General features: G+C 69.9%; 19 protein-coding genes. 4 read left to right on the forward strand and 15 right to left on the reverse strand.

Going from position 1 to position 21,582, the window contains the following annotated elements; translation table 11 throughout:
* Nucleotides 1–29 precede the first annotated feature (29 nt).
* The 13 genes from ACFXI3_RS09825 to ACFXI3_RS09885 all read right to left on the reverse strand — a co-directional run bounded on the left by ACFXI3_RS09825 (nt 30) and on the right by ACFXI3_RS09885 (nt 15,055).
* Nucleotides 30–1,466: a helix-turn-helix domain-containing protein gene (locus ACFXI3_RS09825; RefSeq protein ID WP_378399240.1), complete on the reverse strand. Its 1,437-nt coding sequence runs from the start codon at nt 1,464–1,466 to the stop codon at nt 30–32.
* 50 nt (nt 1,467–1,516) lie between these two features.
* On the reverse strand, nt 1,517–2,275 hold the full coding sequence (locus ACFXI3_RS09830; RefSeq protein ID WP_378399241.1) for an SDR family NAD(P)-dependent oxidoreductase: 759 nt from the start codon (nt 2,273–2,275) through the stop codon (nt 1,517–1,519).
* An 18-nt stretch (nt 2,276–2,293) separates the two neighbouring features.
* Nucleotides 2,294–2,635, reverse strand: a complete 342-nt coding sequence (locus ACFXI3_RS09835) for a hypothetical protein (RefSeq protein WP_370937487.1) — start codon at nt 2,633–2,635, stop codon at nt 2,294–2,296.
* Nucleotides 2,636–2,689: 54 nt separating this feature from the next.
* Nucleotides 2,690–3,493 (reverse strand): SDR family NAD(P)-dependent oxidoreductase, encoded by an 804-nt coding sequence (locus ACFXI3_RS09840; protein WP_378399242.1) that lies wholly within the window; start codon nt 3,491–3,493, stop codon nt 2,690–2,692.
* 13 nt (nt 3,494–3,506) lie between these two features.
* Nucleotides 3,507–4,226 (reverse strand): hypothetical protein, encoded by a 720-nt coding sequence (locus ACFXI3_RS09845; protein ID WP_378399243.1) that lies wholly within the window; start codon nt 4,224–4,226, stop codon nt 3,507–3,509.
* A gap of 30 nt (nt 4,227–4,256) precedes the next feature.
* Nucleotides 4,257–5,819, reverse strand: coding sequence for a class I adenylate-forming enzyme family protein (locus ACFXI3_RS09850; RefSeq protein WP_378399244.1), 1,563 nt, complete (start codon nt 5,817–5,819; stop codon nt 4,257–4,259).
* Between the two features lie 5 nt (nt 5,820–5,824).
* Nucleotides 5,825–6,085, reverse strand: a complete 261-nt coding sequence (locus ACFXI3_RS09855) for a hypothetical protein (RefSeq protein WP_237599758.1) — start codon at nt 6,083–6,085, stop codon at nt 5,825–5,827.
* An 8-nt stretch (nt 6,086–6,093) separates the two neighbouring features.
* Nucleotides 6,094–8,019: a hydantoinase B/oxoprolinase family protein gene (locus tag ACFXI3_RS09860; protein WP_378399245.1), complete on the reverse strand. Its 1,926-nt coding sequence runs from the start codon at nt 8,017–8,019 to the stop codon at nt 6,094–6,096.
* Nucleotides 8,020–8,029: 10 nt separating this feature from the next.
* The gene (locus tag ACFXI3_RS09865; protein ID WP_378399246.1) at nt 8,030–10,096 is read right to left on the reverse strand and encodes a hydantoinase/oxoprolinase family protein; all 2,067 of its coding nucleotides are present in this window, start codon (nt 10,094–10,096) and stop codon (nt 8,030–8,032) included.
* A gap of 92 nt (nt 10,097–10,188) precedes the next feature.
* Nucleotides 10,189–11,268 carry a LuxR C-terminal-related transcriptional regulator gene (locus ACFXI3_RS09870; protein ID WP_378399247.1) on the reverse strand — a complete coding sequence of 360 codons (1,080 nt, stop codon included), beginning with the start codon at nt 11,266–11,268 and terminating at the stop codon, nt 10,189–10,191.
* Nucleotides 11,269–11,448: 180 nt separating this feature from the next.
* Nucleotides 11,449–12,609, reverse strand: a complete 1,161-nt coding sequence (locus tag ACFXI3_RS09875; protein WP_378399248.1) for an acyl-CoA dehydrogenase family protein — start codon at nt 12,607–12,609, stop codon at nt 11,449–11,451.
* A complete protein-coding gene (locus tag ACFXI3_RS09880) occupies nt 12,606–14,555 on the reverse strand; it encodes an AMP-binding protein (protein ID WP_378399249.1) in 1,950 nt (649 codons plus the stop codon). Before ACFXI3_RS09880 ends, ACFXI3_RS09875 begins: the two co-directional genes overlap by 4 nt.
* A 26-nt stretch (nt 14,556–14,581) precedes the next feature.
* On the reverse strand, nt 14,582–15,055 hold the full coding sequence (locus ACFXI3_RS09885) for a MaoC family dehydratase (RefSeq protein WP_093574833.1): 474 nt from the start codon (nt 15,053–15,055) through the stop codon (nt 14,582–14,584).
* A 202-nt stretch (nt 15,056–15,257) separates the two neighbouring features.
* Here ACFXI3_RS09885 and ACFXI3_RS09890 point away from each other — a divergent pair, with 202 nt between their 5' ends.
* Complete coding sequence (locus ACFXI3_RS09890) at nt 15,258–16,244, forward strand: AraC family transcriptional regulator (protein WP_344273644.1); 987 nt, start codon at nt 15,258–15,260, stop codon at nt 16,242–16,244.
* Between the two features lie 17 nt (nt 16,245–16,261).
* Here ACFXI3_RS09890 and ACFXI3_RS09895 read toward each other — a convergent pair whose 3' ends face one another.
* Entirely contained in the window at nt 16,262–17,422 is a 1,161-nt protein-coding gene (locus ACFXI3_RS09895) for a CaiB/BaiF CoA transferase family protein (protein WP_378399250.1), read from the reverse strand.
* Between the two features lie 96 nt (nt 17,423–17,518).
* On the reverse strand, nt 17,519–18,196 hold the full coding sequence (locus ACFXI3_RS09900) for a GntR family transcriptional regulator (RefSeq protein ID WP_378399251.1): 678 nt from the start codon (nt 18,194–18,196) through the stop codon (nt 17,519–17,521).
* A gap of 244 nt (nt 18,197–18,440) precedes the next feature.
* Here ACFXI3_RS09900 and ACFXI3_RS09905 point away from each other — a divergent pair, with 244 nt between their 5' ends.
* Genes ACFXI3_RS09905 through ACFXI3_RS09915 form a run of 3 tightly spaced genes read left to right on the forward strand, consistent with a single transcriptional unit; the run spans nt 18,441 to nt 21,579 of the window.
* Entirely contained in the window at nt 18,441–19,610 is a 1,170-nt protein-coding gene (locus ACFXI3_RS09905; protein WP_378399252.1) for an acyl-CoA dehydrogenase family protein, read from the forward strand.
* Nucleotides 19,607–20,434: an HpcH/HpaI aldolase/citrate lyase family protein gene (locus ACFXI3_RS09910; RefSeq protein WP_378399253.1), complete on the forward strand. Its 828-nt coding sequence runs from the start codon at nt 19,607–19,609 to the stop codon at nt 20,432–20,434. Before ACFXI3_RS09905 ends, ACFXI3_RS09910 begins: the two co-directional genes overlap by 4 nt.
* A complete protein-coding gene (locus ACFXI3_RS09915; protein ID WP_378399254.1) occupies nt 20,431–21,579 on the forward strand; it encodes an acyl-CoA dehydrogenase family protein in 1,149 nt (382 codons plus the stop codon). Before ACFXI3_RS09910 ends, ACFXI3_RS09915 begins: the two co-directional genes overlap by 4 nt.
* The last annotated feature ends 3 nt before the right edge of the window (nt 21,580–21,582 follow it).

The raw sequence follows: 21,582 nt of genomic DNA on the forward strand, positions 1-21,582 counted from the left end.
TCACTAGAAGACCCGTCAAGCCGCCGGAATCAGCGGATGCGCAAGGCTTTCAGCCGGTTGTACAGCGTCGACCGGCTTATTCCCAGCGCACGGGCCGCTTCGAGTTTGTTGCCGCCCGCGGCCGCGATCGCCGCGACGATCACTTCGCGCTCGGCCCGGTCGAACGGCGAAGCGAGCGCCGATCCGTCCCGGTGAGACGGCGGAAGGTCGGCCGGGACGACGTCACCCGCCGAACGCAGCTCCGCCACCGCGCGGACGACCCGGCGCAGTTCGGCCAGATTTCCCGGCCACGGCTGAGCCGCCAGCAACCGCAAGGACTCCGGCGTGAACCGGGCGGCGCACTCCTCGGCGAGCATGCGCTGCGCCAGCCGCGGGATCTCGTGGCGGCGAAGGCGCAGCGGGGCCAAGTCCCGACGCTCGCCGCACCGCGCCGCGATCGACGAATGGTGTTCCCCAGGGGTCGAGGTCAGCACCAGGTTCCGCCTCGAGGTCCGGATCCGCGCCGCGACCAACGCCGCCAGCGGCCCCGACAACAGTTGGACGTTTTCGACGATGGCAGCCGGTCCGGCACCGTCCAGCAGGCGGCTGGCCCGCTCGGCCCATTCCGCCTCGCCGATCCGAACCGCTTCGACCCCGTCCAGCACCGCCGCCTCGTCCCCGGCGGCCTCCCGCGAGACGGTCGTCTTGCCCGTGCCCGGCTCCCCCGCCACCAGCAACGGCCATCGCACTGGGACCGCGACGCGGGGACGCGGCTGCGTCTCGGTGACCAGGTCGACCATGGTCCCCTCGGTGCCGTCCACCGGCGCCCAGGACAGCCGCACTTCCTGGCCGGACGCCAACGCGATCAGAGCGTTCCCGTCGCCGGTCTCGACACAGGCTTGGACCGCGGCGTGGTCGGCCGGTGCCAAGAGGTCGAGCGCGGACTGCGTTGCCAGCACCAGGCCGTGCCCGACGACCAGCACCTGCCGATCGCGTCGCCGGGCAGCGGATTGGAACGCGGCGAGCAGCCGCTGCTGCGCCTCCGCCGTGTCCGTCCGCAGCCTGCTCTCGATCTCCGCCACCAGATGGCGCACCAACGCCGGAGCCAGCCGCTCGTCGTGGCTCGCCGGCACCGCGAAGTCGAGCACCCCGGCGATCCGCCGGGTTCCGGGGTGGACGATCGGGTGGCCGAAGCAGGTGAACCCGTGGAACGCGGGCAGCGCGTGCTCGGGACCGCGCAGCAGCAGGCTCCGGCGGGTTTCCAGCGGCGTGCCGATCGCGTTCACGCCGACGTCGTCCTCGCCCAGCCGCACGCCCGGCACGACGCCGAGGGAGCCGACTTCCCGGCCGAAAGCGCGCTCGCCGTAGCGGATGTCCACCACCCGGGCCCGTTGGTCGGCCAGCAGCACCGCGACCGAACTGCCCCGCAGCTCCGTCTGCACCCGGTCGAGCACCGGACCCGCGGCACGGGTCAGCAGCGCACTCATGGAACATAATATTTCATGTGGCCATCCGGTGGTCAATGAAGCGGCACCGCTCAGTACAAGGTGTAGCCGCCGTCGACTGGGACCGTCACGCCGGTGACGAACGACGCCGCGTCCGACAGCAGCCACATCGCCGCCTGGGCCTGTTCGACCGGCTCGCTGCCGCGCCGCAGCGCGTGCGTGGCAGCGACGGTCTTCTCGTACTCCGGATTGAGCTTCAGGTACTCCAGGTACATCGGCGTGCGCGCGGTGGACGGGCCGATGGCGTTGACGCGGATGCCGTGTTCGCCGTACTCGGCCGCCGCCGCTTTCGTCAGGCCCATCAGCGCGTGCTTGGACGCGGTGTACTCCGCCGCCAGCGGAATGTAGATGAACGACCCGACCGACGCGGTGTTGACGATCGACCCGCCGCCCGCGCGCAGCATCGCCGGCACCTCGTGCTTCATGCAGAGGAACGGCCCGGTCACATTGATCGCGAAGACCCGGTCGAACTCCTCGCGGGTGAGATCGGCCAGCTTCTTGCCGTTGTTCGGCACGCCCGCGTTGTTGAACGCGCCGTCCAACCTGCCGTACGCGGATTCCGCCGCTTCCACCATCGCCGCCACCTGCGCCTCGTCGGTGACATCGGTGGTGACGAACTGGACCTCGTAACCCTTGCCCGACAGTTCCTCCGCCAGCGCTTGGCCGGCTTCGGTGCTGATGTCCGCGATGGTCACCAGCGCGTCGTTCTCGGCGAACAGCCGCGCGGCCGTCTCGCCGATTCCGCTCGCACCGCCGGTGACGATGATGGAGCGTCCTGCGATTGCACTCATCGAAAGTCCGTTTCCCGCCTAGACGGCGATGTCCATCTCGGGGCCGATGTATTCCTCGGCCGAGACCGCCTTGCCGTCCTGCACCGTCACCACCTGGATCAGGTGCACCCGCGCGGCCGCCAGCGTGGCAGAGGTCTGCACGAAGAAACCCTTGTCGGTCAACGTGTAGCGGGAGTTTTCGAACGTCGGAAGGCCGCCGCGTTCGTGGACGGCGTCGACTGCTTCCTTGACGGTCATCCACTTGTCGTCGGCGCTGTGCCAGACCTTGCAGTCGTCCGCGCACAGCGAGTAGAACACTTCGACGTCCGAGAGCGCGCGGATCCAGCCCTTGGCCAGTTCTTCATGAGTCGTCGTTGACATGCGAAGAACGCTAAGCGCGCGCTGACCGCTCGACTGTCCGGATACTTGGACACTTCAGCCGTCAAAGGCCACTGTGGAGGCGTCCACCGCCGCGCCGCCGCCGTCGGCGACCAGCACGTGGCCGGTGACCATCGAGGCATCTCCCGAAGCCAGGAAAGCGCAGCAGGCCGCGATTTCCTCCGGCTCCGCGACCCGGCGCAGCGGAACGTGCGCTGCGCTCAGCGCGTAAGCCTCTTCCAGGCTGATGCCTTCGCGTTCGGCGAGGTGCGCCATGCTGCCCGCGGCGAGCGCGGTCCGGACGAAGCCCGGGCACACCGCGTTGACGCGCACTCCTTTCGGCCCGTAATCCCGAGCCAGCCAGCGGGTGAGGCCGATGATCGCCGCTTTCGCCGCGGTGTAGCCCGCAGCTCCGGGCGGACCGGCGATCAGCCCTGCCGTCGAGGCGAACAGCACCAGGGAGCCTTCGCTGGCCGCCAGGTGCGGGAGCACTTCCCCGGCCAGATAGAAGGATCCGTGCAGATTGACGTCGAGCGCGCGGTGGTACGAATCGACATGTTTGGGGTGCGCTCCCCCGCCGATCGCCGCGCCTTGGGTCGCGATCACCGTGTCCAGGCCGCCCAGTTCCTCGACCGCTCGCGCGACCAAGGCCCGGATGGCTTCGCGGTCGGTGCCGTCGGCGGGGACGGCGATTGCGCCGGTGTCGTTCGCGACCTTTGCCAGCCGTTCCTCGTCGATATCGGTGACGACCAGCTTGGCACCGCCTTCGGCGAGCCGTCGTGCGGTGGCGGAGCCGACGCCGCCTGCGGCTCCAGTGATCAGCGCGAGTTCCGGCTTGGCGCGCCGTGGTGGATAGCTCATGTGCGACTCCCGGTCAGTTCTCGGCGGGGAAGAACGGGCTGACTGGCTTCAGGAACATCGCCGCGAACGGCGGGATCATGAAGTCCGGGAGCACCATTTCCCCGGAGATCAGCTGTCGCTTCACCTCGGCACGGAAGCCTTCGAGGTCTCCGGCGATCTCGTAGATCGCGAGATGACCGAGATCCGGGGTTTCGACGCCGGGCAGCGGCTTCAGTCCCGACATCTCGAACCGCTGGGCGCGCAGCATTCCCGGCGCGGACATGATCTGCGGGATGTGCTCCTCGTCGTACCACTTCGCAAAAGTCGCGTCGTCCCCGGTGTGGCGGCTCCACGCGAAGAACAGATGCCGGTCGTCCAGGTTCTCCGCCGCCGCGAACCGTTCGGTGTGGAACGGTTCGCTCACCGCGTCGAGGAACAACGCCTGGAACGGCCGGTTCATGAAGTCCGGCAGCACCATTTCGCCCGAGATCAGCTTACGCTTGACCTCCTCGCGGAACGGCTGCGCCGAGCCCTCCATCTCGTAGATCGCGAGGTGCCCGAAATCGAGGGCGCGCACGCCCGGCAGCGGTTTGGTGTCCGCGAGCAGGAACCGTTGCGCGCCGACCATTCCCGGCACGTCCATCACCTGCGGGATGTGCTCGTCGTCGTACCACTTCGCGTAGGTGTCGTAGTCCGTACTGTACGTGCTCCACGCGAAGAACAGACTCCGGCTGTCGAAAGTGGGCGCCGCCATGTGTTTCACTCCTTCTGGTTCACGCGGAATTCAGACCCGGCGCTGCAGGCCGGTCCACAATTTCTCGCGCAGGATCTGCTTCTGGATCTTCCCGGTGCCGGTCTTCGGCAGCTCCTCGACGAAGACCACCTTCTTCGGCACCTTGTAGCCGCCGAGCCGGGCCCGGCAATGCGCGAGCACCCCGTCCGCGGACACGGCGTTCCCGGGTTCGGCCGAGACGAACGCGGTGATCGCCTCGCCCCACCGTTCGTCCGGCGCGCCGACGACGGCGACTTCCCGGATCCCGGGCAGTTCGGAGACGACGTTCTCGATCTCGCGCGGGTACACGTTGAACCCGCCGGTGATGATCATGTCCTTGCGCCGGTCGAGGATGAACAAATACCCGTGCTCGTCGAGGCAGCCGACGTCGCCGGTGTGCGCCCAGCCGTCCACAAAGGTCTCGGCTGTCGCTTCCGGCTTCCGCCAGTACCCGGCGCTCACGTGCGCGCCGCGGGTCCGGATCTCGCCGGTCGTCCCCGGCGGCACCGGGCGGCGGTCCGCGTCCACGATCTCGACCTCGACGTGCGCGGTCACCCGGCCCGCAGAGGCCAGCCGGGGCAAACCGCGCTCGTTCAGGGTTTCGACGTGGTCCTCCGGACGAAGCGTCGCGATCGGCAACTGCGCTTCGCTCGCGCCGTACAGCTGCTGCATCGCCTCGCCGAAGTACGCCCGCGCTTTGGCCGCCCGATCCGGCTGGATCGCCGAGCCCGCATACGGCAGGATCCGGACGTTGCCGACGCGACCGGCCGGAGCGCCGCGCCGGGCGAGTTCCTCCAGCAGCATGGTGATCATCGTCGGGACCAGCGGCAGCACAGTCACCTCTCCACCAGCCGCAAGGTCCGCGACCTGCGCCGCGTCGAACTTCGACGCGTAGACGTTCAGCCCGCCGCTGGCGGTGAGCACGTCCGCGATCCCGCCGCTGAAGTGGCTGATCGGCGCGGTGTGCAGGGCGGCGTCGCCCGGGCCGAGCGGAGGCAGCACCTCACGGGCGTTGCGCACGAGCGCGCCGACCGTCCGGTGCGGCACCCGCACGCCCTTGGGCTGCCCGGTCGAGCCGGACGTGTAGAGCAGCCAGGCATCGTCCTCGGCATCGGGCAGTGGCAACTCGTCGTCCGAGCCGGAGGCGACGAACTCCTCGAACGGGATGCCCTCGGCTCCTTCGCCGAGGACGATGATTTCCTTGACCTGCGGCGGAATCCACGCGGTGCCGTTCTCGGCGAGCCACTCGCCGTCGACGAGCACGAACGCCGGTTCCGCGTCCGCGGCGATCTGGGCCAGTTCGGCGGGGTGCAGCCGGGGCAGCAGCCCCACGCGGACTCCGCCGCCGAGCACGAGCCCGTGGTACGCCTCGGCCCATTCGCAGCTGTTCGGCCCGAGCAGCACCGCGCGGGTGCCGCGTTCCGCGCCGAGCGCCCGGAACGCCTGGGCGATCCGCCGGGCGCGGCTGCCGAGTTCGCCGTAGGTCAGCTCGCGCTGGGAGTCCCGGATCGCGGGCCGGTCGGCGAACTCGGCGTACGCCTGGGTGTACAGCCGGGCCAGTGGGGTCGGGGACATGCGCGTCACCCCAGCCGCGAGGGTGCCCAGTCGCGTGTCGGCGAGCGCCACGCGGGCCAGTGGTCCTCGGGCTCCGGCCGGGTCACCGACAGATGCGTGAAGCAATCCTGGCACTTCACGACCATGCGCGGGCCCAGGTAGTTGGCCACCGGGTACCGCTTGACGTCCGTGCTCCCGCACGACGGGCAGGTGGCGTCCACCGGCGTCCGCTCGACGGACACGCGCGGGGTTTCCGGACGGGGGAAGAGAAGTCGGTCGACAGACATGGGTGCTCCTATCCCAGGATCCAGTTGACGGGCGTGGCGACCGGCACCGACCAGGTGCCCGCGTCGCGCCGGGCGGCGAGTTCGGCGCGGCGCTCGGCGGTCGCGGTCTCGTCGATTCGGCCGTCGCGCAGCACGGCCCCGAACGCCTCTGCGGCGAATTCCTCGCTGTACAGCCCGTCGGCGAGGTCACGGCCGAGCCGGTCGAGGTCCCGGGCGAGCGGATCGCCCCAGCCGCCGCCTCCGCCGATCAGGAAGCGGATCGCGTCGCCCGCTTTTAGCACCAGCCCGGAGAACTTGCCGGTCTGGTACCGCGCGCCCCGGCAGAACCCGCCGTTGTTCGGGTCCGGGCGGCCGGCGTCGTCGAACATGCCGAACAGCGGTTCGGTGCCGCGAAGGTCGAGCGGATCCGCGTGCCGCGCCAGGTCGAAGTTCTCGATGTACCAGCCGAACGCGGGCGCGCCCGGACCGGCTCCGGCGGCGCCCGGCGCACCGACGCGCACCCGGTCGCAGGTGATCGTGACCATCGTGTCCGACTGCGCGGTGAGCGTGTACACCGAGCCGAGCCCGCCGCGGTACTCCCCCGCTCCCGCGGTGTCCAGCACCATCTCGTGCTGCGCCACGATCAACGGGCTTTCGATCTCGACGTGCTCCTGCACCGAGGTCCGGCAGTTGCCGATCGGCGTGACGCAGAAGGAAATCCCGTCTTCCTTCCACGTTCCGCCCCACCCGCCGCCGGCGAGGGCGAACGCGCCCCACGGCATGCCCTCGTGCCCGGCGCGAGTGTCGATCCCGCCCAGGCTGACCACCAGTGCGGTACCGGTGTCGCACGCGATCGCGCGGTCGCCGACGGCTTGGCTCAGCGCACTGGCGACGGCGTTGATGCCGCGGGCTCCGATGTCGGCGTGGTTCGAGCAGCTCGACGGCGGCAGCACGCACACCACGCTGCCCTGCGGCAGGAGCGCCTCAATAGGACGGAGGGTGCCGCTGTTGACTGGTGTGCTCGGGTCGACCATCAGCTTGACCGCTTCGATGCACCGCACCGCCTCGCACCACGCCGTGCCGCAGTTGCCGAGCGGCTGCCGGCCGGAGCCGGAGAAGTCGATCTCCATGCTGTCGCCGCGCACCTTGACCGTCACGCGCACCGGAATCGGTTCGTCGGTGACGCCGTCCTCGTCGAGGAAGTCCTCCACGGTGTAGTCGCCGTCCGGGATGCCCGCGATGCCGCGGCGCATGCTCGCTTCGGTGGCCTCGATCGCGTACCGCCCGGCTTCCTTCACCTTCTCCAGACCGCCGCGTGCGACGAGCGCCTGCAGCTGCCGCTCCCCCACGACCAGGCAGCCGTGCAGCGCGCGCAAGTCGCCGAGGACGAGGTGCGGCACCCGGTTGTTCTCCAGGATGAAGTTGAACAACGGCCGCACCGGCACATCGTTCGCGTACAGCAGCGACGGCGGCAGCTTGATCTGTTCCTCGAACGACGTCTGCGTGCCGTTGGAGAATCCGCCGGGGATCGGGCCGCCGAGGTCGACCAGGTGCGAGGTCGAATGCAGCATGAATTCGACCCGGCCGTCCACGAACACCGGCCGGAGCAGGTTGACGTCGGACTGGTGGATGGTGCCGCGCCACGGGTCGTTGACGAAGATGACGTCGCCGGGCTGCAGCGAGTCCAGGTCGAACTCGTCCATCACGAAGTTCACGATGTGCGGCGAGGTGAAGGCGTGCTGCATGCAGCCTTCCCACTGCGCCACGGTCTCCCAGCCGTCGCCGCTGCGGACGTGGATGGCGGTGGTGCAGTCGAGAATGTCGCGGCACACCGGGGAGAACGCGCTGCGCATCAGCGCCTCGTTCATCTCGCGGGCGACCTCGATCAGGCCGTAGCGCAGGATGTCGAGCTCGAACTCAGCGGTGCCGGTGGCGGGTTCTGCGGAAATCGTCATGGCGGCGCTCCTAGTCCTGGTTTTCGATGATCAGGAGACGGTCGGCGTCCACCCGGGCCTGGCGGCCAGGGAGCACGACCGTGGTGGCGAACTTCTCGGAGACGATCGCTGGCCCATCGATGACCGCGCCCGCGGCGAGCCGTTCGCGGACGTGCACCGGGACGCGCACGGTCTCTCCGGAACCGGGTACGCGCAAGTCGCGTTCGCCGAGCAGGGACTCGCCGGACTCCGCAGCGGTGGACGGCACCTTGTTCGGCCTCGGGATCACCGCGGTCACTTCGAGCGTCGAGACGACGACGGGGATTTCGGCGGCGGAGAATCCGTAGGAATCCTGGTAGAACGCGTGGAAGTCGGCGACCACGCCGGGCACGCGCTCCTCGGACATCGGGCCGGGCGCGAGCGGGAGCCGGTTGTCCCAGGTCTGCCCGCGATACATGGCGAAGACCGCGCGGTCGAACGCCAGCCCGTCCAGTTCCACGCCCTGTGCGGCCAGTTCCTCGGTGAGGCTCTGTTCCATCGCGGCGAATTCCGCTTCGACCGTCTCGGCGTTGCCGGCGGTGAGAGGGATCATCAGCGACTGCGCCCGCGTGGTCCGCAGGTCGCTCTGCAACAGCCCGAGCGCGGAGAACTGCCCCGGTGTCGACGGCACGACAACCGTGTCCAGCCCGAGAATTCGCGCGACCCGGTCGGCGAGCATCGGGCCAGCCGAACCGAACGGCAGCAACGCGAACTCGCGGACGTCCAGTCCCCGGTAGACCGAGATGGTGCGGATCTTCGCCGCGATGTCCTCGCACGCGATCTGGTAGGCGGCCTCGGCCAGCTCCAGCGCGGAAAGCCCCCACTGCTCGCCGGTCCGGGCCAGCGCGGTGCGGGCGGCCTCGACGTCCAGCGAGATCCGGCCGTTCGCGAACAGATCGGGTTGGAGCACTCCGAGCAGCAGGCAGGCGTCGGTGAGCGTTGCCTCGGTGCCGCCGCGCCCGTAACACGCTGGGCCGGGGTTGGAGCCCGCCGATTTCGGTCCGACCGCGACCTGCCCGAGCGCGTTGGGGCCGATGATGCTGCCCGCGCCCGAGCCGACGCTCTCCACGTCGACCAGTGGCAACGTCAGCGTCAGGCCGGTTTCCAGGGTCCACAGGTCGGTGAGCGGGGTCTGCGCGTCGACGATCGCCGCGACGTCGGTGCTGGTGCCGCCGACGTCCATGGTCAGCAGGTTGCGCTTGCCCGATTCGCGCGCCAGCTGAAGGCTGCCGGTCACGCCGCCGACCGGCCCGGACACGAGCTGGAAGACCGGAGCCTTTCCCGCGTCCTGCACGGTCGCGACGCCGCCGTTCGTCGTCATGATCCAGAGCGTGCCGCCGAACCGCCGCTCCTCCAGCGCGACGGTGAGCCGCTGTAGGTACCCGACCACGGCCGGGCCGACGTACGCGTCCAGCGCGACGGTCGTGGTCCGTTCGTGCTCCTTCGTGACCGGGTACAGGTCCGAGGTCTGCACGTAGGCGTGCGGAATCTCCTCGGCGAGGATCTCCGCCGCGCGCCGCTCGTGGCCGCGTTCCCGGTAGGAATTCATGAAGCACACAGCGACCGCCTGCACACCCTGCGCGGCGAAATCGCGAGCAGCGGCGCGGACGGCGTCCTCGTCCAGCGCCAGCAGCTCCGTGCCGTCGTAGCCGATCCGCTCCGGGATGCCGATCCGGTCGCGCCGGTGCACGATCGGCCGCTCCTGGTGCGGACGCAGCCAGGTCGGGTCGTAGAACCGGTCGCCGAACTCGCGGTGCATCCGGCCGATGTCGAGCAGGTCCCGGTGCCCGCGCGTGGCCAGCAGCCCAGTCTTCGCGCCCGCGCGGCTCAGCAGCGCGTTGATGCCGACGGTGTGCCCGTGCACGATCTCCGCGACCTCGGCCGGCTCGACACCGATCGCGGCGAGCGCCTCGAGGACGCCGTGTTCCTGCTCCTTCGTGGACAGCACCTTGCCGTCCCGGATTTCCCCGGTGGCGCGGTCAAGCCCGATGATGTCGGTGAAGGTCCCGCCGACGTCGATGCCGACCAGCCAGCCTGCCGAGCCTCGTTGCTCAGTCACCTCATGCCTCCACGGGTCGTGGTGTGTGAGGTGATTCTGTGGCCGGTGCGACCGCGGTCACATCGGACAAGGGTGCGAGAGGGAGTGGGACCTTAGGACAGTCCGCCGCCGCGCAGCCAGAGCGCGACCGCCTCCGTGCGGCTGGCGACGCCCAGCTTGCGCAGGATCTGCGTGACGTGGGATTTCGCGGTGCGTTCGGTGATCGCCAGCTCGCGCGCGATGTGCCGGTTGGACCGGCCTGCCGCGAGCAGCTCCATCACCTCGTTTTCCCGTGCGGTCAACGGGATTTGCGGACTCGCCGCGGGTGGCGCGACCAGCGCGGGGAGAGCCGCCGGGCGCGTCATCAGGCCATCGGCGGTGTCGCGCAGGAACGCCAGGCCCTCCAGCATCGTGAGGCGGCCGAGGGAATGGCTCAGCGCCTCGGCCATCAGCGTGAGCAGCGCACGGTCGGTTTCGTCGACGTCGCGGCCTTGGTGGTAGCGATCGCCGTGCAACAACCCGACAACCTGGCCGTGCACCGTCAGCGGAGCGATTCCGTACGAAGTGGACTTCGTGACGCGGATCAGATCGCGGTCCACGCGCCGGCTGTGCTGGGTGTCGAAGATGAGCCGGGTTTCGGCCCGGTCGACCACGTCGGCCTCGATCAACCCGCCGCGCAAGGCGGGCGGCGACGCTTTCCCGACGGCGACGATCTCGTCCGCCCACCGCGGCTCGCGCACGACGCACATCGTGTGCAGCCGCCACACCGAATCCACCACGCGGGAGACCAGGACCCGGTCGAACCCGAGCCGGCAGCCCGCTTCCGGGACCCGGCCGAGGAATTCGTCCACGGACTGCGCGTCCCGGACCGACGCGAGCGACGCGGCCACCTGGCGCAGCAGCACATGCCGGTCAGCGAGCCGCGCTTCCGCCAGTTCGGCCTCGATCGCGCGGATCCGGGCCAGCAACTCGGCCAGCTCACGCCGCCGTGTTCCGGACGCTCCCGCTTCCTCGGCAGTGTGCAGCGTTTCGGCCAGCACCGCGTTCCACAGCCGCCCGAGCACGCTGACCGCCTCGTCGGCCCAAGGACCGTCGAGCCGCGGCACCGGCACGTCGAGCCCCAGCGCGGCCCCGACGTCCACGCACAAGTCCCGGTACCGCGCGGCCTCCGAGACCGTGTTCTCCACGTCCATCGGCCACCTCTGGTACTTCCGAGGCACGGCATCGCCGCCGTGTTATGCACAATATATGCGCAGGAGGGCGAGGGTTCAAACGCCGCCTTCCCAGCGGCCCGGCACAGAGAGCAGCGGGAAACGGCGAGGCCCTCGGCTGAGCGCCGAAGGTACCGCCGTTTCCCGCCACAACACTCTGTCTCAGTACGAGCGCGGCAGCCCGAGCACCTGCTGCGAGATGTAATTCCGCACCATCTCCTGCGAGAACGGCGCATTGCGCAGCAACCGGACCTCGCGCCACAGCCGCTCGACGTGGTACTCCTTCGCATACGCGTAGCCGCCCAGCGTCGAGAACGCGCGGTCGCACGCCTCGAAACCGCCCTCGGCGCCCAGATACTTCGCCGCGGCCGCCTCCGGCCCGCACGGCTTGCCCTCGTCGAACAGCCGCGCGGCGCGCAGCACCATGCCCTCGGCCGCTTCCAGCCGGATCCACGAATCCGCCAGCGGGTGGGCGACCGCCTGGTTCTGCCCGATCGGACGGTCGAACACCACCCGGTTCTTGGCGTACTCCGACGCGATGTCCAGCGCCGCCCGGCCGAGGCCGATGCCTTCCATGCCGACCACGATGCGTTCCGGGTTCAGCCCGTCCAGCAGGTAGTAGAACCCCTTGTCCACCTCGCCGACCAGCCGGTCCTCCGGCACGAACAGGTCGTCGATGAACAGTTCGTTCGTGTCGATCGCCGCGCGGCCCAGCTTCTCGATCTCCCGGACCGTGATCGCGTCGCGGTCCATGTCCGCCAAGAACAGCGACATGCCGTAGAGCGGCTTGTCCTCCCGCCGCGGCGAGGTGCGGGCCAGCAGCAGGATCTTCTGCGCGTTCTGCGCGTTCGTGATGAAGACCTTCTTGCCGTTGACCTTCCAGCCGCCGTCGACCTTGGTCGCCTTGGTCTTGATCCGCGACGTGTCCACCCCGGCGTCCGGCTCGGTCACGCCGAACGCCATGAGCAGCTCGCCCGCCGCCAGCTTCGGCAGGTACTCCCGCTTCATCTCCTCGGAGCCGTACTTCACGACCGGGGCGGGCGGGAACACGTAGAAGTGGATCGCCGAACCACCGGCCATCCCGGCGCCCGACGCCGAGATCTCCCCCATCATCACCGCGGCCTCTTCCAGGCCGAGGCCGATGCCGCCGTACTCCTCCGGGATCATCGCGCCCAGCCAGCCGCCCGCGGCGAACGCCTTCACGAACTCCCACGGGTACTGGTGATTGCGGTCCTTGTCCAGCCAGTAGTCGTGGTCGAACTTCCGGGCCAGCTCCCGCGTCGCCTTCCGGACGATTTCGACGTTGCTTTCCGGGTCGGTCATTGCGCGTTCTCCTCCGCGAGTACCGGGATGTCTTCCAGCGGCGTGGCCGGGTCCAGCGACGACAGGTCGCCGACCGGCGTCCCGACGAACCGCGCCCGGATGGCGCGCCGCATGATCTTGCCGTTCTTGGTCTTGGGCAGCGTCGGCACGACGTACACCTCCGGAGCGAACGACTTCCCCGCGTTTTCGAGCGCGGTCGCCGCCAGGTCGCCGCGGTCGGCCCCCGGTGCGCGCAGCACCGCGAACGCCACCGCCCGCTGGCCGCGCAGTGCGTCCGGGGCGCCGATCACGGCCACCTCGGCGATCCGCTCGTCGCGCAGCAGCGCAGCCTCGATCTCGGCCGGACCGACGCGCCGCCCGGCCAGCTTGAGCGTGTCGTCGGAGCGGCCGTGGATCCGCCATTGGCCGTGCTCGTCCACACTGGACAGGTCGCCGTGCACCCAGATGCCGTCGAACCGCGCCCAGTAGGTCTCGAGGTAGCGCTCGCGGTCTTGCCAGAACGCGTGCGTCATGCCGGGGAAAGTGTTGCGCACCGCCAGTTCGCCGATCGCGCCGACGACCGGCTGCCCGGCGTCGTCGAGCACCACTGCGTCCACACCGGGCAGCGGACCGGTGAACGCCGCCGCTTCGCCCGGCAGGAACGGATAACCGACGATCAGCCCGCCGCCGACCTCGGTGCCGCCGCTGTAGTTGACGATCGGCACCCGGCGCTTGCCGACCTGGTCGAACAGCCACCACCAGGTCGGCTCGTCCCACGCCTCTCCGGTGGAGACGAACGACCGCAGCGTGGCCAGCGCGTGCTCCGGCTTCTCCTGCGCGGCGCGCAACGCACGGGCCGCGGTCGGCGCGATCCCTTGCACGGTAACGCCGTTGCGCTCGACGACGTCCCACATCCGGTCGGGGGCGGGATGCGTCGGCAGGCCTTCGATCATCACGATGGTCGCGCCGAGCTGCAGCGGTCCGGTCATCAGCATCGGGCCGACGAGCCAGCCGAGATCGGTGATCCAGCAGACGACGTCGTCGGCGTGCACGTCGAAGCCGTAGGCGAAATCGACGGCGGTCTTCACCGCGAATCCGCCGTGGGAGTGCACGATCCCCTTCGGCCGGCCGGTCGTGCCCGAGGTGTAGACGACGGTGAGCGGGTCGTTCGCCTCGGTCCACGCGGTTTCCACCGGAGCGGGCGACGGATCCAGTTCGTCGTAATAGACGTCGCGGCCAGGCCGCATCGCCACGTCGGTCCCGAGGTGGCGGACCACGACGACGGTGCGCACGGACGGCGCGTCCGCCAGCGCCGCGTCGGCGACCGGTTTCAGCGGGACTTCCTTGCCCCGCCGGGTGGTCCCGTCCGCGGTGATCAGCGCGACCGCTTCCGAATCCTGCAACCGGGTGGCGAGCGCGTCGGCCGCGTAGCCGCTGAACGTCGGGACCGCGATCGCGCCGAGCATCGCGATCGCGAGGAACGCCACGACCGCTTCGGGCACGACCGGCATGAACAACACGACCCGATCGCCTCGCGCGACGCCGGCGGCGGCCAGGTTCGCGGCGAACCGGCGCACCCGCTCGTCCAGTTCGCCGAAGGTCAGCGTGCGCCGCTGCCCGGAATCGCCCTCGTAGACCACCGCGGTCTTCCCGGCGAGTTCGCCGCGGGCGTGGCGGTGCGCGCACAGTTCGGCGACGTTGAGCCGGCCGCCGGGGAACCAGCGGGGGAACGGTTTGCCCTCCGATTCGTCCAGCACCCGGGCGAACGGTTCGGCGAAGGCGACGTCGAGGTCGTCGACGACGGCGCGCCAGAACCACTCCGGGTCGGCGATCGCCCGCCGGTTCACCTCCGCGACGCCCGCCGCGTCGGCGGACGCTCCCCACTTCCGCACGGCGGCGAGGTACCTGCTGCGGTCCCGCACCTCGCGCGGCGGCGTCCAGGCAGGGCCTGCTGCGTCCTCGGCCATGGCCACTTCCTTTCCCGAACCGCTGCTCAGGCCTGAGCGGCTGCCTGGTCGGCGGACCGCTTGAGCATCAGGCCGGCGCGCAGGGCGTCGCACACGATCTCGTCGCGCTGGTTGATCCCGAGGTGCCGGAACATGACGATGCCGGAATCGCCGCGGCTCTTGGACTCGCGCTTGCTGACGATCTCGGTGCGCACGTGGATGGTGTCGCCGTGGAACACCGGCTTGGGGAAGGTGATCTTCTCGAAACCGAGGTTGCCCAGCGTGGTGCCCTGCGTCGTCTCCGGCACGGTCACCCCGGACACGAGGCCGAGGATGAACAGGCTGTTCACCAGGCGCTGGCCGTAGATGCTGTTCTTGCTGTACTCGGCGTCGAGGTGCAGCGGAGCCAGGTTCAGCGTCATGACGCTGAACAGTGTGTTGTCGGCCTCGGTGACCGTGCGGCGGGTCGGGTGGTCGATGACCATCCCCGGTTCGAACTCCTCGAAGTACAGGCCTGCCATCCGGTGTCCTCTCCCCGCCGCGCTGGTCGCGGCGCCTGTAGTCACGGTTGATGTGCCGCCGGGCCTCGGACCGGTTGCTCGGCCGCGCCCCGCCTTCACTGAATATAAAATATATACTCTGCGAGTTGACCCGTCCAGCCGCGAGTCGAATATCATATATTCTGCGTACTCCCCCGACGGCGCGGGAGACGAGGAGGAGCCCATGTCCGAGGACCAGCAACTCGCCGCGCGGCCCGGCCCGGTCACCTTCCGCACCGCGGACCTCGACACGGCCCGCGAGCAGGTGACGCGGACCTTCGCGAGCCACGAGGTGCACGTGGCCGATCGCGCGGGAATGCGGTTCCGGCTCGATCTCGCGCCGTCCCCGCACCTCACGATCGGGCGGATGGCCTACGGGGCGGACACGACGATCGTCGGCCCGCCGATGCGGTTGTGCTACCACGTGAACCTGCCCGCCACCGGCACCAGCACGGTGGAGCAGCACGGCGTCCGCCGCACCTTCGCCGCGGGCGAGGCGGGCGTCGCTTTCGTGCCGCAGTCCCCGGTGCTGGTGCGGTGGAGCGCGGACTCCTGGCAGTACCACGTCAAGCTGCCCAAGGATCTGCTCGAGGCGCACGCGGCGAAGCTGATCGGGCAGCCGATCCGCGAAGAGATCGACTTCGACCTGACCTTTTCGCTCCGTTCGCCCGCCGCGCAGGCGTTTCTCGCGACCGTGAGCTTCCTGTACGCGGAACTGAACCGGGACGGAGGCCTGGCGACGGTTCCGGCCGCGTGCCACGAGTTCGAATCGGCGCTGATGACCCAGCTGCTGCTGACCCTGCCCAGCAGGCTCAGCGACCGGCTGCACAGCCGCCCCGCGCACACCCGGGGTTCCCGCATCCGCGAGATCGTCGACTACCTCGACCGGCACCCCGAGGAGACCGTCACCACCGCCGACCTGGCCGCCATGGCCTCGATCAGCCCGCGAGCCCTGCAAGCGGGTTTCCGCGAGGAGGTCGGAAAATCGCCGATGGCCTACCTGCGCGCCGTCCGGCTGGACCGAGTGCACCGGGAACTGCTGTCCGGCGGGCCGGACTCAGTCACCGACGTCGCGGCGCGCTGGGGCTTCTTCCATCCCGGACGATTCGCGCACCAGTACCGCGAACGGTTCGGGGTGCTGCCGTCGGCAACCGCTCGCCGGTGCGGCTGACCGACGGCTTCCGGGGCTCAGGCCGACTGTTCGCGAGGCTCGGCGGACGCGGTCCACGCCGTCAGCAGCCGGTCCAGGTCCACCACCCCCGCGTCGGGCGCGGACGGTTCGCGCGGCGGAGTACGGCTAAAGCGCGGGGCGGGCCGCGGGTGGAGCACACCGCCGACGCGCTCGAATACCTGCCGTTCGGCGTTGTGCGGATGGTCGGCCGCTTCGTCGAAAGTGAGCACCGGCGTAACGCAAGCATCGGTGCCCGCGTAGATCCGGGCCCATTCGTCGCGGTCCTTCCCGGCGAGCGCCGCCGCGATGAGCGTGCGGAGCCGGGGCCACCCCGCACGGTCGTCCTGGTCCGGCCAGCCGCTCGGATCGACGCCGAGCCGGGAGACGAACTCGCGGTAGAAATCAGGCTCCAGCGCGCCGACCGCGACGTACCGGCCGTCCGCGCAGCGGTAGGTGTCGTAGAACGGAGCACCGGAGTCGAGGTAGTTCGTGCCGGGTTCGTCGGAGTACCGGCCGGCGGCCCGCAAGCCTTGGAGCTTCGCGGTCAGCAACGCGACGCCGTCGATCATCGCCGCGTCGAGCACCTGGCCCCGGCCCGACGTGCGGGCTTCCAGCAGCGCGCTCACGATGCCGAAGGCCGCGACGAGGCCTCCGCCGGCGTAGTCGCCAAGCAGGTTGATCGGCGGCCGCGGCGCCTCCCCTGCCCGGGCCATCGCGTGCAGCGCACCGGTTTGCGCGACGTAGTTGATGTCGTGGCCGGCCTGCTGCGCGAGCGGACCCGACTGGCCGTATCCGGTGAGCCGCGCGTAGACCAGCGCGGGGTTCCCGGCCAGCAGGACCTCCGGCCCGAGCCCGAGCCGCTCCGCGACGCCCGGGCGATAACCCTCGACGAACACGTCGGCCGCTTCGGCGAGCCGCCGCACCGCGCGAACGCCCTCCGGAGACTTGAGATCGGCCTCGACCGTCCGGACGCCCCGGTTGGCGAGATCGTGGCGGGCGGCCATGCCCTCGGTCTGGCCGAGCGCCCGGCCCCGGCGGCGCGCCGGTCGCGTCACCCGCACGACTTCCGCGCCCAGGTCGGCCAGCAGCATGCTCGCGAACGGCGTCGGGCCCATCCCGGCGAGCACCGCCGCCCGTACTCCGGCCAGCGGTCCGGTCCGGGCCGTCTCGGTGGTCATCGGCGCTCCTCGACAGTCGCAAGAATCACGGCAGAGATAATTAAATATTATATACTCTGGGTCGGCCCAGGCAAGGGCGTCGCCCGTCGCGAGCGGTCAGTTCGCCCAGAACCCTTGCCGCTCCAGCAAAGCCACCGCGCGCTTGCTTCCGTCCGCGAAGTGCTTTTCCACGAGCGTCCGCGCCCGGGCGCCCGAACGGCTGCTCAGCGCGCGCAGGATCCGCCGGTGGTCGTCAGCCGCCTTGTCCGGCCAGTCCGGATGCGCCTCGTAGAACCCGTGCGACACGGTCTTCACCAGGATCGCCAGGATCAAGACCAGCCGGCGCGAGCCCGAGGCGTGGTTGATCCGGCGATGGAACTCGAAGTTCAGCCGTTCCAGCTCCGCCCGATCCGGCTCCTGTTCCATCCGGTCGGCGAGATCTTCCAGCGCCTGAAGGCTTGCCGGCGACAGATTCTTCGCCGCCCGTTCGGCGGCCAGTCCGGACACGAGGCCGAACACGCGGTAGTGGTCGCGGATGTCGTCGCGGGTCAACTGCGCGACGAACGCGCCGCGGCGGGCGATGTGCTCGACCACGCCCTCGTGGTCGAGGGTGATCAACGCTTCGCGGATCGGGAGTTTGCTGATGCCGAGTTCGTCGGCGAGGGCTTCCTGGTCGATCTTCGCCCCTGCGCGCAGTTGGCCGCAGAAGACCCGGCGGCGGATCTCCTGGGCGGCCATCGCCTTGAGGTTCGCCGGGCCGGTGCGGCGCGGCACGGCTTTCGCGGTTTCGGGCATCGCCACGACTCTCTCCGATCCGTGCGTCGGCGGCTGTATCGGATGAAGTATTACACGACCGGGGCAAGCCCAGGCGGGCTCTTCACCGCCTTACCGACGAGGGCGGCCAGGATCGAAAAAGCGCCTTGACCTGGGAAGCAATCCCGGCAAGAGATCGTCTCCGACTCACCCGGCGGTGTGAGCCATTCGATGATTTCTGATAAAGTATTTTCTCAACGGCCGGTTCTGGGTCATAGTGTGGGGCATGGCAGCAGCGGTTACCCCCGAGGACTTCCGGCCGATCCTGGAGCTGGTGCGCGACTTCGTCCGGGCGAAGGTCGTTCCGCGCGAGCAGGAGATCATGGACGGCGACGCCATCCCGGACGATCTGCGGACGCAGGCGGCGGAGATGGGCCTGTTCGGCTACGCGATCCCGCAGGAATGGGGCGGGCTCGGGCTCGACCTGACCCAGGACGTCGAGCTGGCGATGGAGTTCGGTTACACGTCGCTGGCGCTGCGGTCGATGTTCGGCACCAACAACGGCATCGCCGGGCAGGTGCTGGTCGGGTTCGGCACCGACGAGCAGAAGAGCGAGTGGCTGGAGCGGATCGCCTCGGGTGAGGTGGTCGCGTCCTTCGCGCTGACCGAGCCTGGCGCCGGGTCCAATCCGGCCGGGCTGCGCACCAAGGCGGTGCGCGACGGGGACGACTGGGTGATCGACGGGCAGAAACGCTTCATCACCAACGCTCCCCTGGCGGATCTGTTCGTCGTCTTCGCGCGCACCCGGCCCGCGGACGAGTCCGGGCCGGGCATCGCGGTGTTCCTCGTCCCGGCGGACACGCCGGGGCTGGAGGTCGGGCCCAAGGACAAGAAGATGGGCCAGGAAGGCGCCTGGACCGCCGACGTCACCTTCAACGGCGTCCGCGTGCCCGGGTCCGCGCTGGTCGGTGGCAACGAGGACGACGGGTACCGCGCCGCGATGACGTCGCTGGCTCGCGGCCGGGTCCACATCGCAGCGCTGGCAGTGGGTTCCGCACAGCGTGCGCTGGACGAGTCCGTCGCCTACGCGGCTTCGGCGACCCAGGGCGGTCAGGCGATCGGCGATTTCCAGCTGGTGCAAGCGATGCTGGCCGATCAGCAGACCGGGGTGATGGCGGGGCGCGCGCTGGTGCGCGAGACCGCGGCGCGGTACGTGTCCGGTGAGGACCGGCGGATCGGACCCTCGGCCGCGAAGCTGTACTGCACGGAGATGGCGGGCAAGGTCGCCGATCTCGCGGTGCAGATCCACGGCGGCACCGGCTACATGCGCGACGTGCCGGTCGAGCGGATCTACCGCGACATCCGGCTGCTGCGGCTTTACGAAGGCACCAGCGAAATCCAGCGCCTGATCATCGGCGGCGGCCTCGTCCGCCAAGCCAAGAAGGCGCAGAAATGACCAGCCGCGCGGCGACACGGGCACGGGAAGCGACCACCCTCCTGTTCGTGCCGGGCGACCGCCCCGAGCGCTTCGGCAAGGCCGTGGCCTCGGGGGCGAGTCTGGTCGTGCTCGATCTGGAGGACGCCGTCCCGCCGGACCGCAAGGAGTACGCGCGGGAACAAGTCGTCGCGTGGCTCGAGGAGAACCCCGAGTGCGCGGTGCGGGTCAACGCCGCCGGCACCGCCTGGCACGACGAAGACCTCGCCGTGCTCAGGCGGCGCCGGTGCACCGTGATGCTGCCGAAAGCCGAACCGGCCACGACGCGTGCCGCGGGCGAACAGCTCGGGGTCCTGCCGGTGGTGATCGCGCTGGTCGAAACCGCGCGCGGGGTGCTGGACGCGCGGGAGACCGCGACCGTCCCGAACGTGCAGCGCCTCGCGTTCGGCAGCTTCGACCTCGCCGCGGAACTCGGCGCCGATCCGGCCGACCGGGACGCGTTCGTCGCCGCACGGGGCGCGCTCGTCCTCGCCTCCGCCGCAGCGGGGCTGCCGGGGCCGATCGACGGCGTCACCGCGGACCTGGACAACGAGCTGCATCTCACTGACGAAGTCCACTACGCACGGCGGCTCGGGTTCGCCGGAAAGCTGTGCGTGCACCCGAAACAAGTCCCCGTCGCCGCCGCGGCGCTGCGGCCGACCCGCGAGGAAATCCGCTGGGCACAGTCGATCCTCGACGCCGGTGCGGACGGCACGGTCGCGGTGAACGGGCAGATGGTCGACAAGCCGGTGCTGGAACGCGCCCAGCGCGTCCTCCGGCAGGCACGAGAAGGGAACGGGCGATGACGCTCACCGACGACGAACAGCAGATGGTCGCCCTGGTCGCGGAATTCGTGGACGAACGGGTCCGGCCCCGCGTCCGCGAATTCGAGGCCGACGACATCTACCCGGCCGAGTTCATCGACGAGATGAAGAAACTCGGCTTCTTCGGCCTGCTCGTCCCGGCCGAGTACGGCGGGGTCGACGTCAGCACCGCCTGCTTCGCCCGCGTCACCGAGGAACTCGCGCGCGGCTGGATGAGCCTGGCGGGCGCGATCGGCGGGCACTCCGTCATCACTTATCTCATCAAAACCTTCGGCACCCCGGAGCAGCGCGAGAAGTACCTGCCCGCGATGGCCGAGGGACGTATCCGGGCGACGATGGCGCTGACCGAGCCCGGCGGCGGCAGCGACCTGCAGGCCATGCGCACCCAGGCTGTGCCGGGCGACGACGGCTACACGATCACCGGGTCGAAGACCTGGATCTCCAACGCCGCGCACTCCGGCCTGATCGGGCTGCTGTGCATCACCGACCGCGACGCCTCCCCCGCCCATCGCGGCATGAGCGTTCTCCTGGTGGAACCCGGCGACGGGCTCACCATCTCGAAGAAGCTGCCCAAACTCGGCTACCGCGGCGTCGAAGCCTGCGAACTCGTCTTCGACGGCCAGAAAGTGCCTGCCGAGGCGGTTCTCGGCGGCGAGCCGAACCAGGGCTGGTCGCACATGATGCGCGGGCTGGAAGTCGGCCGGATCCAGGTCGCCTCCCGTGCGCTGGGCGTCGGGCAGGCCGCGTTGAACGACGCCGTCCGCTATGCCCAGGAACGTGAATCGTTCGGCAAGCCGATCTGGAAACACCAGTCCGTGGGCAACCTTCTCGCCGACATGGCCACGAAGATGCGCGCGGCCCGGCTGCTCACCTTGGACGCTGCGGAGAAGCTCGACGCGGGCGAACGCGCGGACATGGAGGCCGGGATGGCCAAGCTGTTCGCCTCGGAAACCGCGATGCAGGTCGCGCTCGACGCCATCCGCGTCCACGGCGGCTACGGATACTCCCGCGAATACGACGTCGAACGCTACTTCCGCGACGCCCCGTTGATGATTGTCGGCGAGGGAACCAACGAAATCCAGCGCAACGTCATCGCCGCCCAACTCGTCGCCCGCAACAAGATCTGAGGA

The organism is Amycolatopsis sp. NPDC059235 (assembly GCF_042754125.1).
In the GTDB taxonomy this organism is placed as follows: domain Bacteria; phylum Actinomycetota; class Actinomycetes; order Mycobacteriales; family Pseudonocardiaceae; genus Amycolatopsis; species Amycolatopsis albidoflava.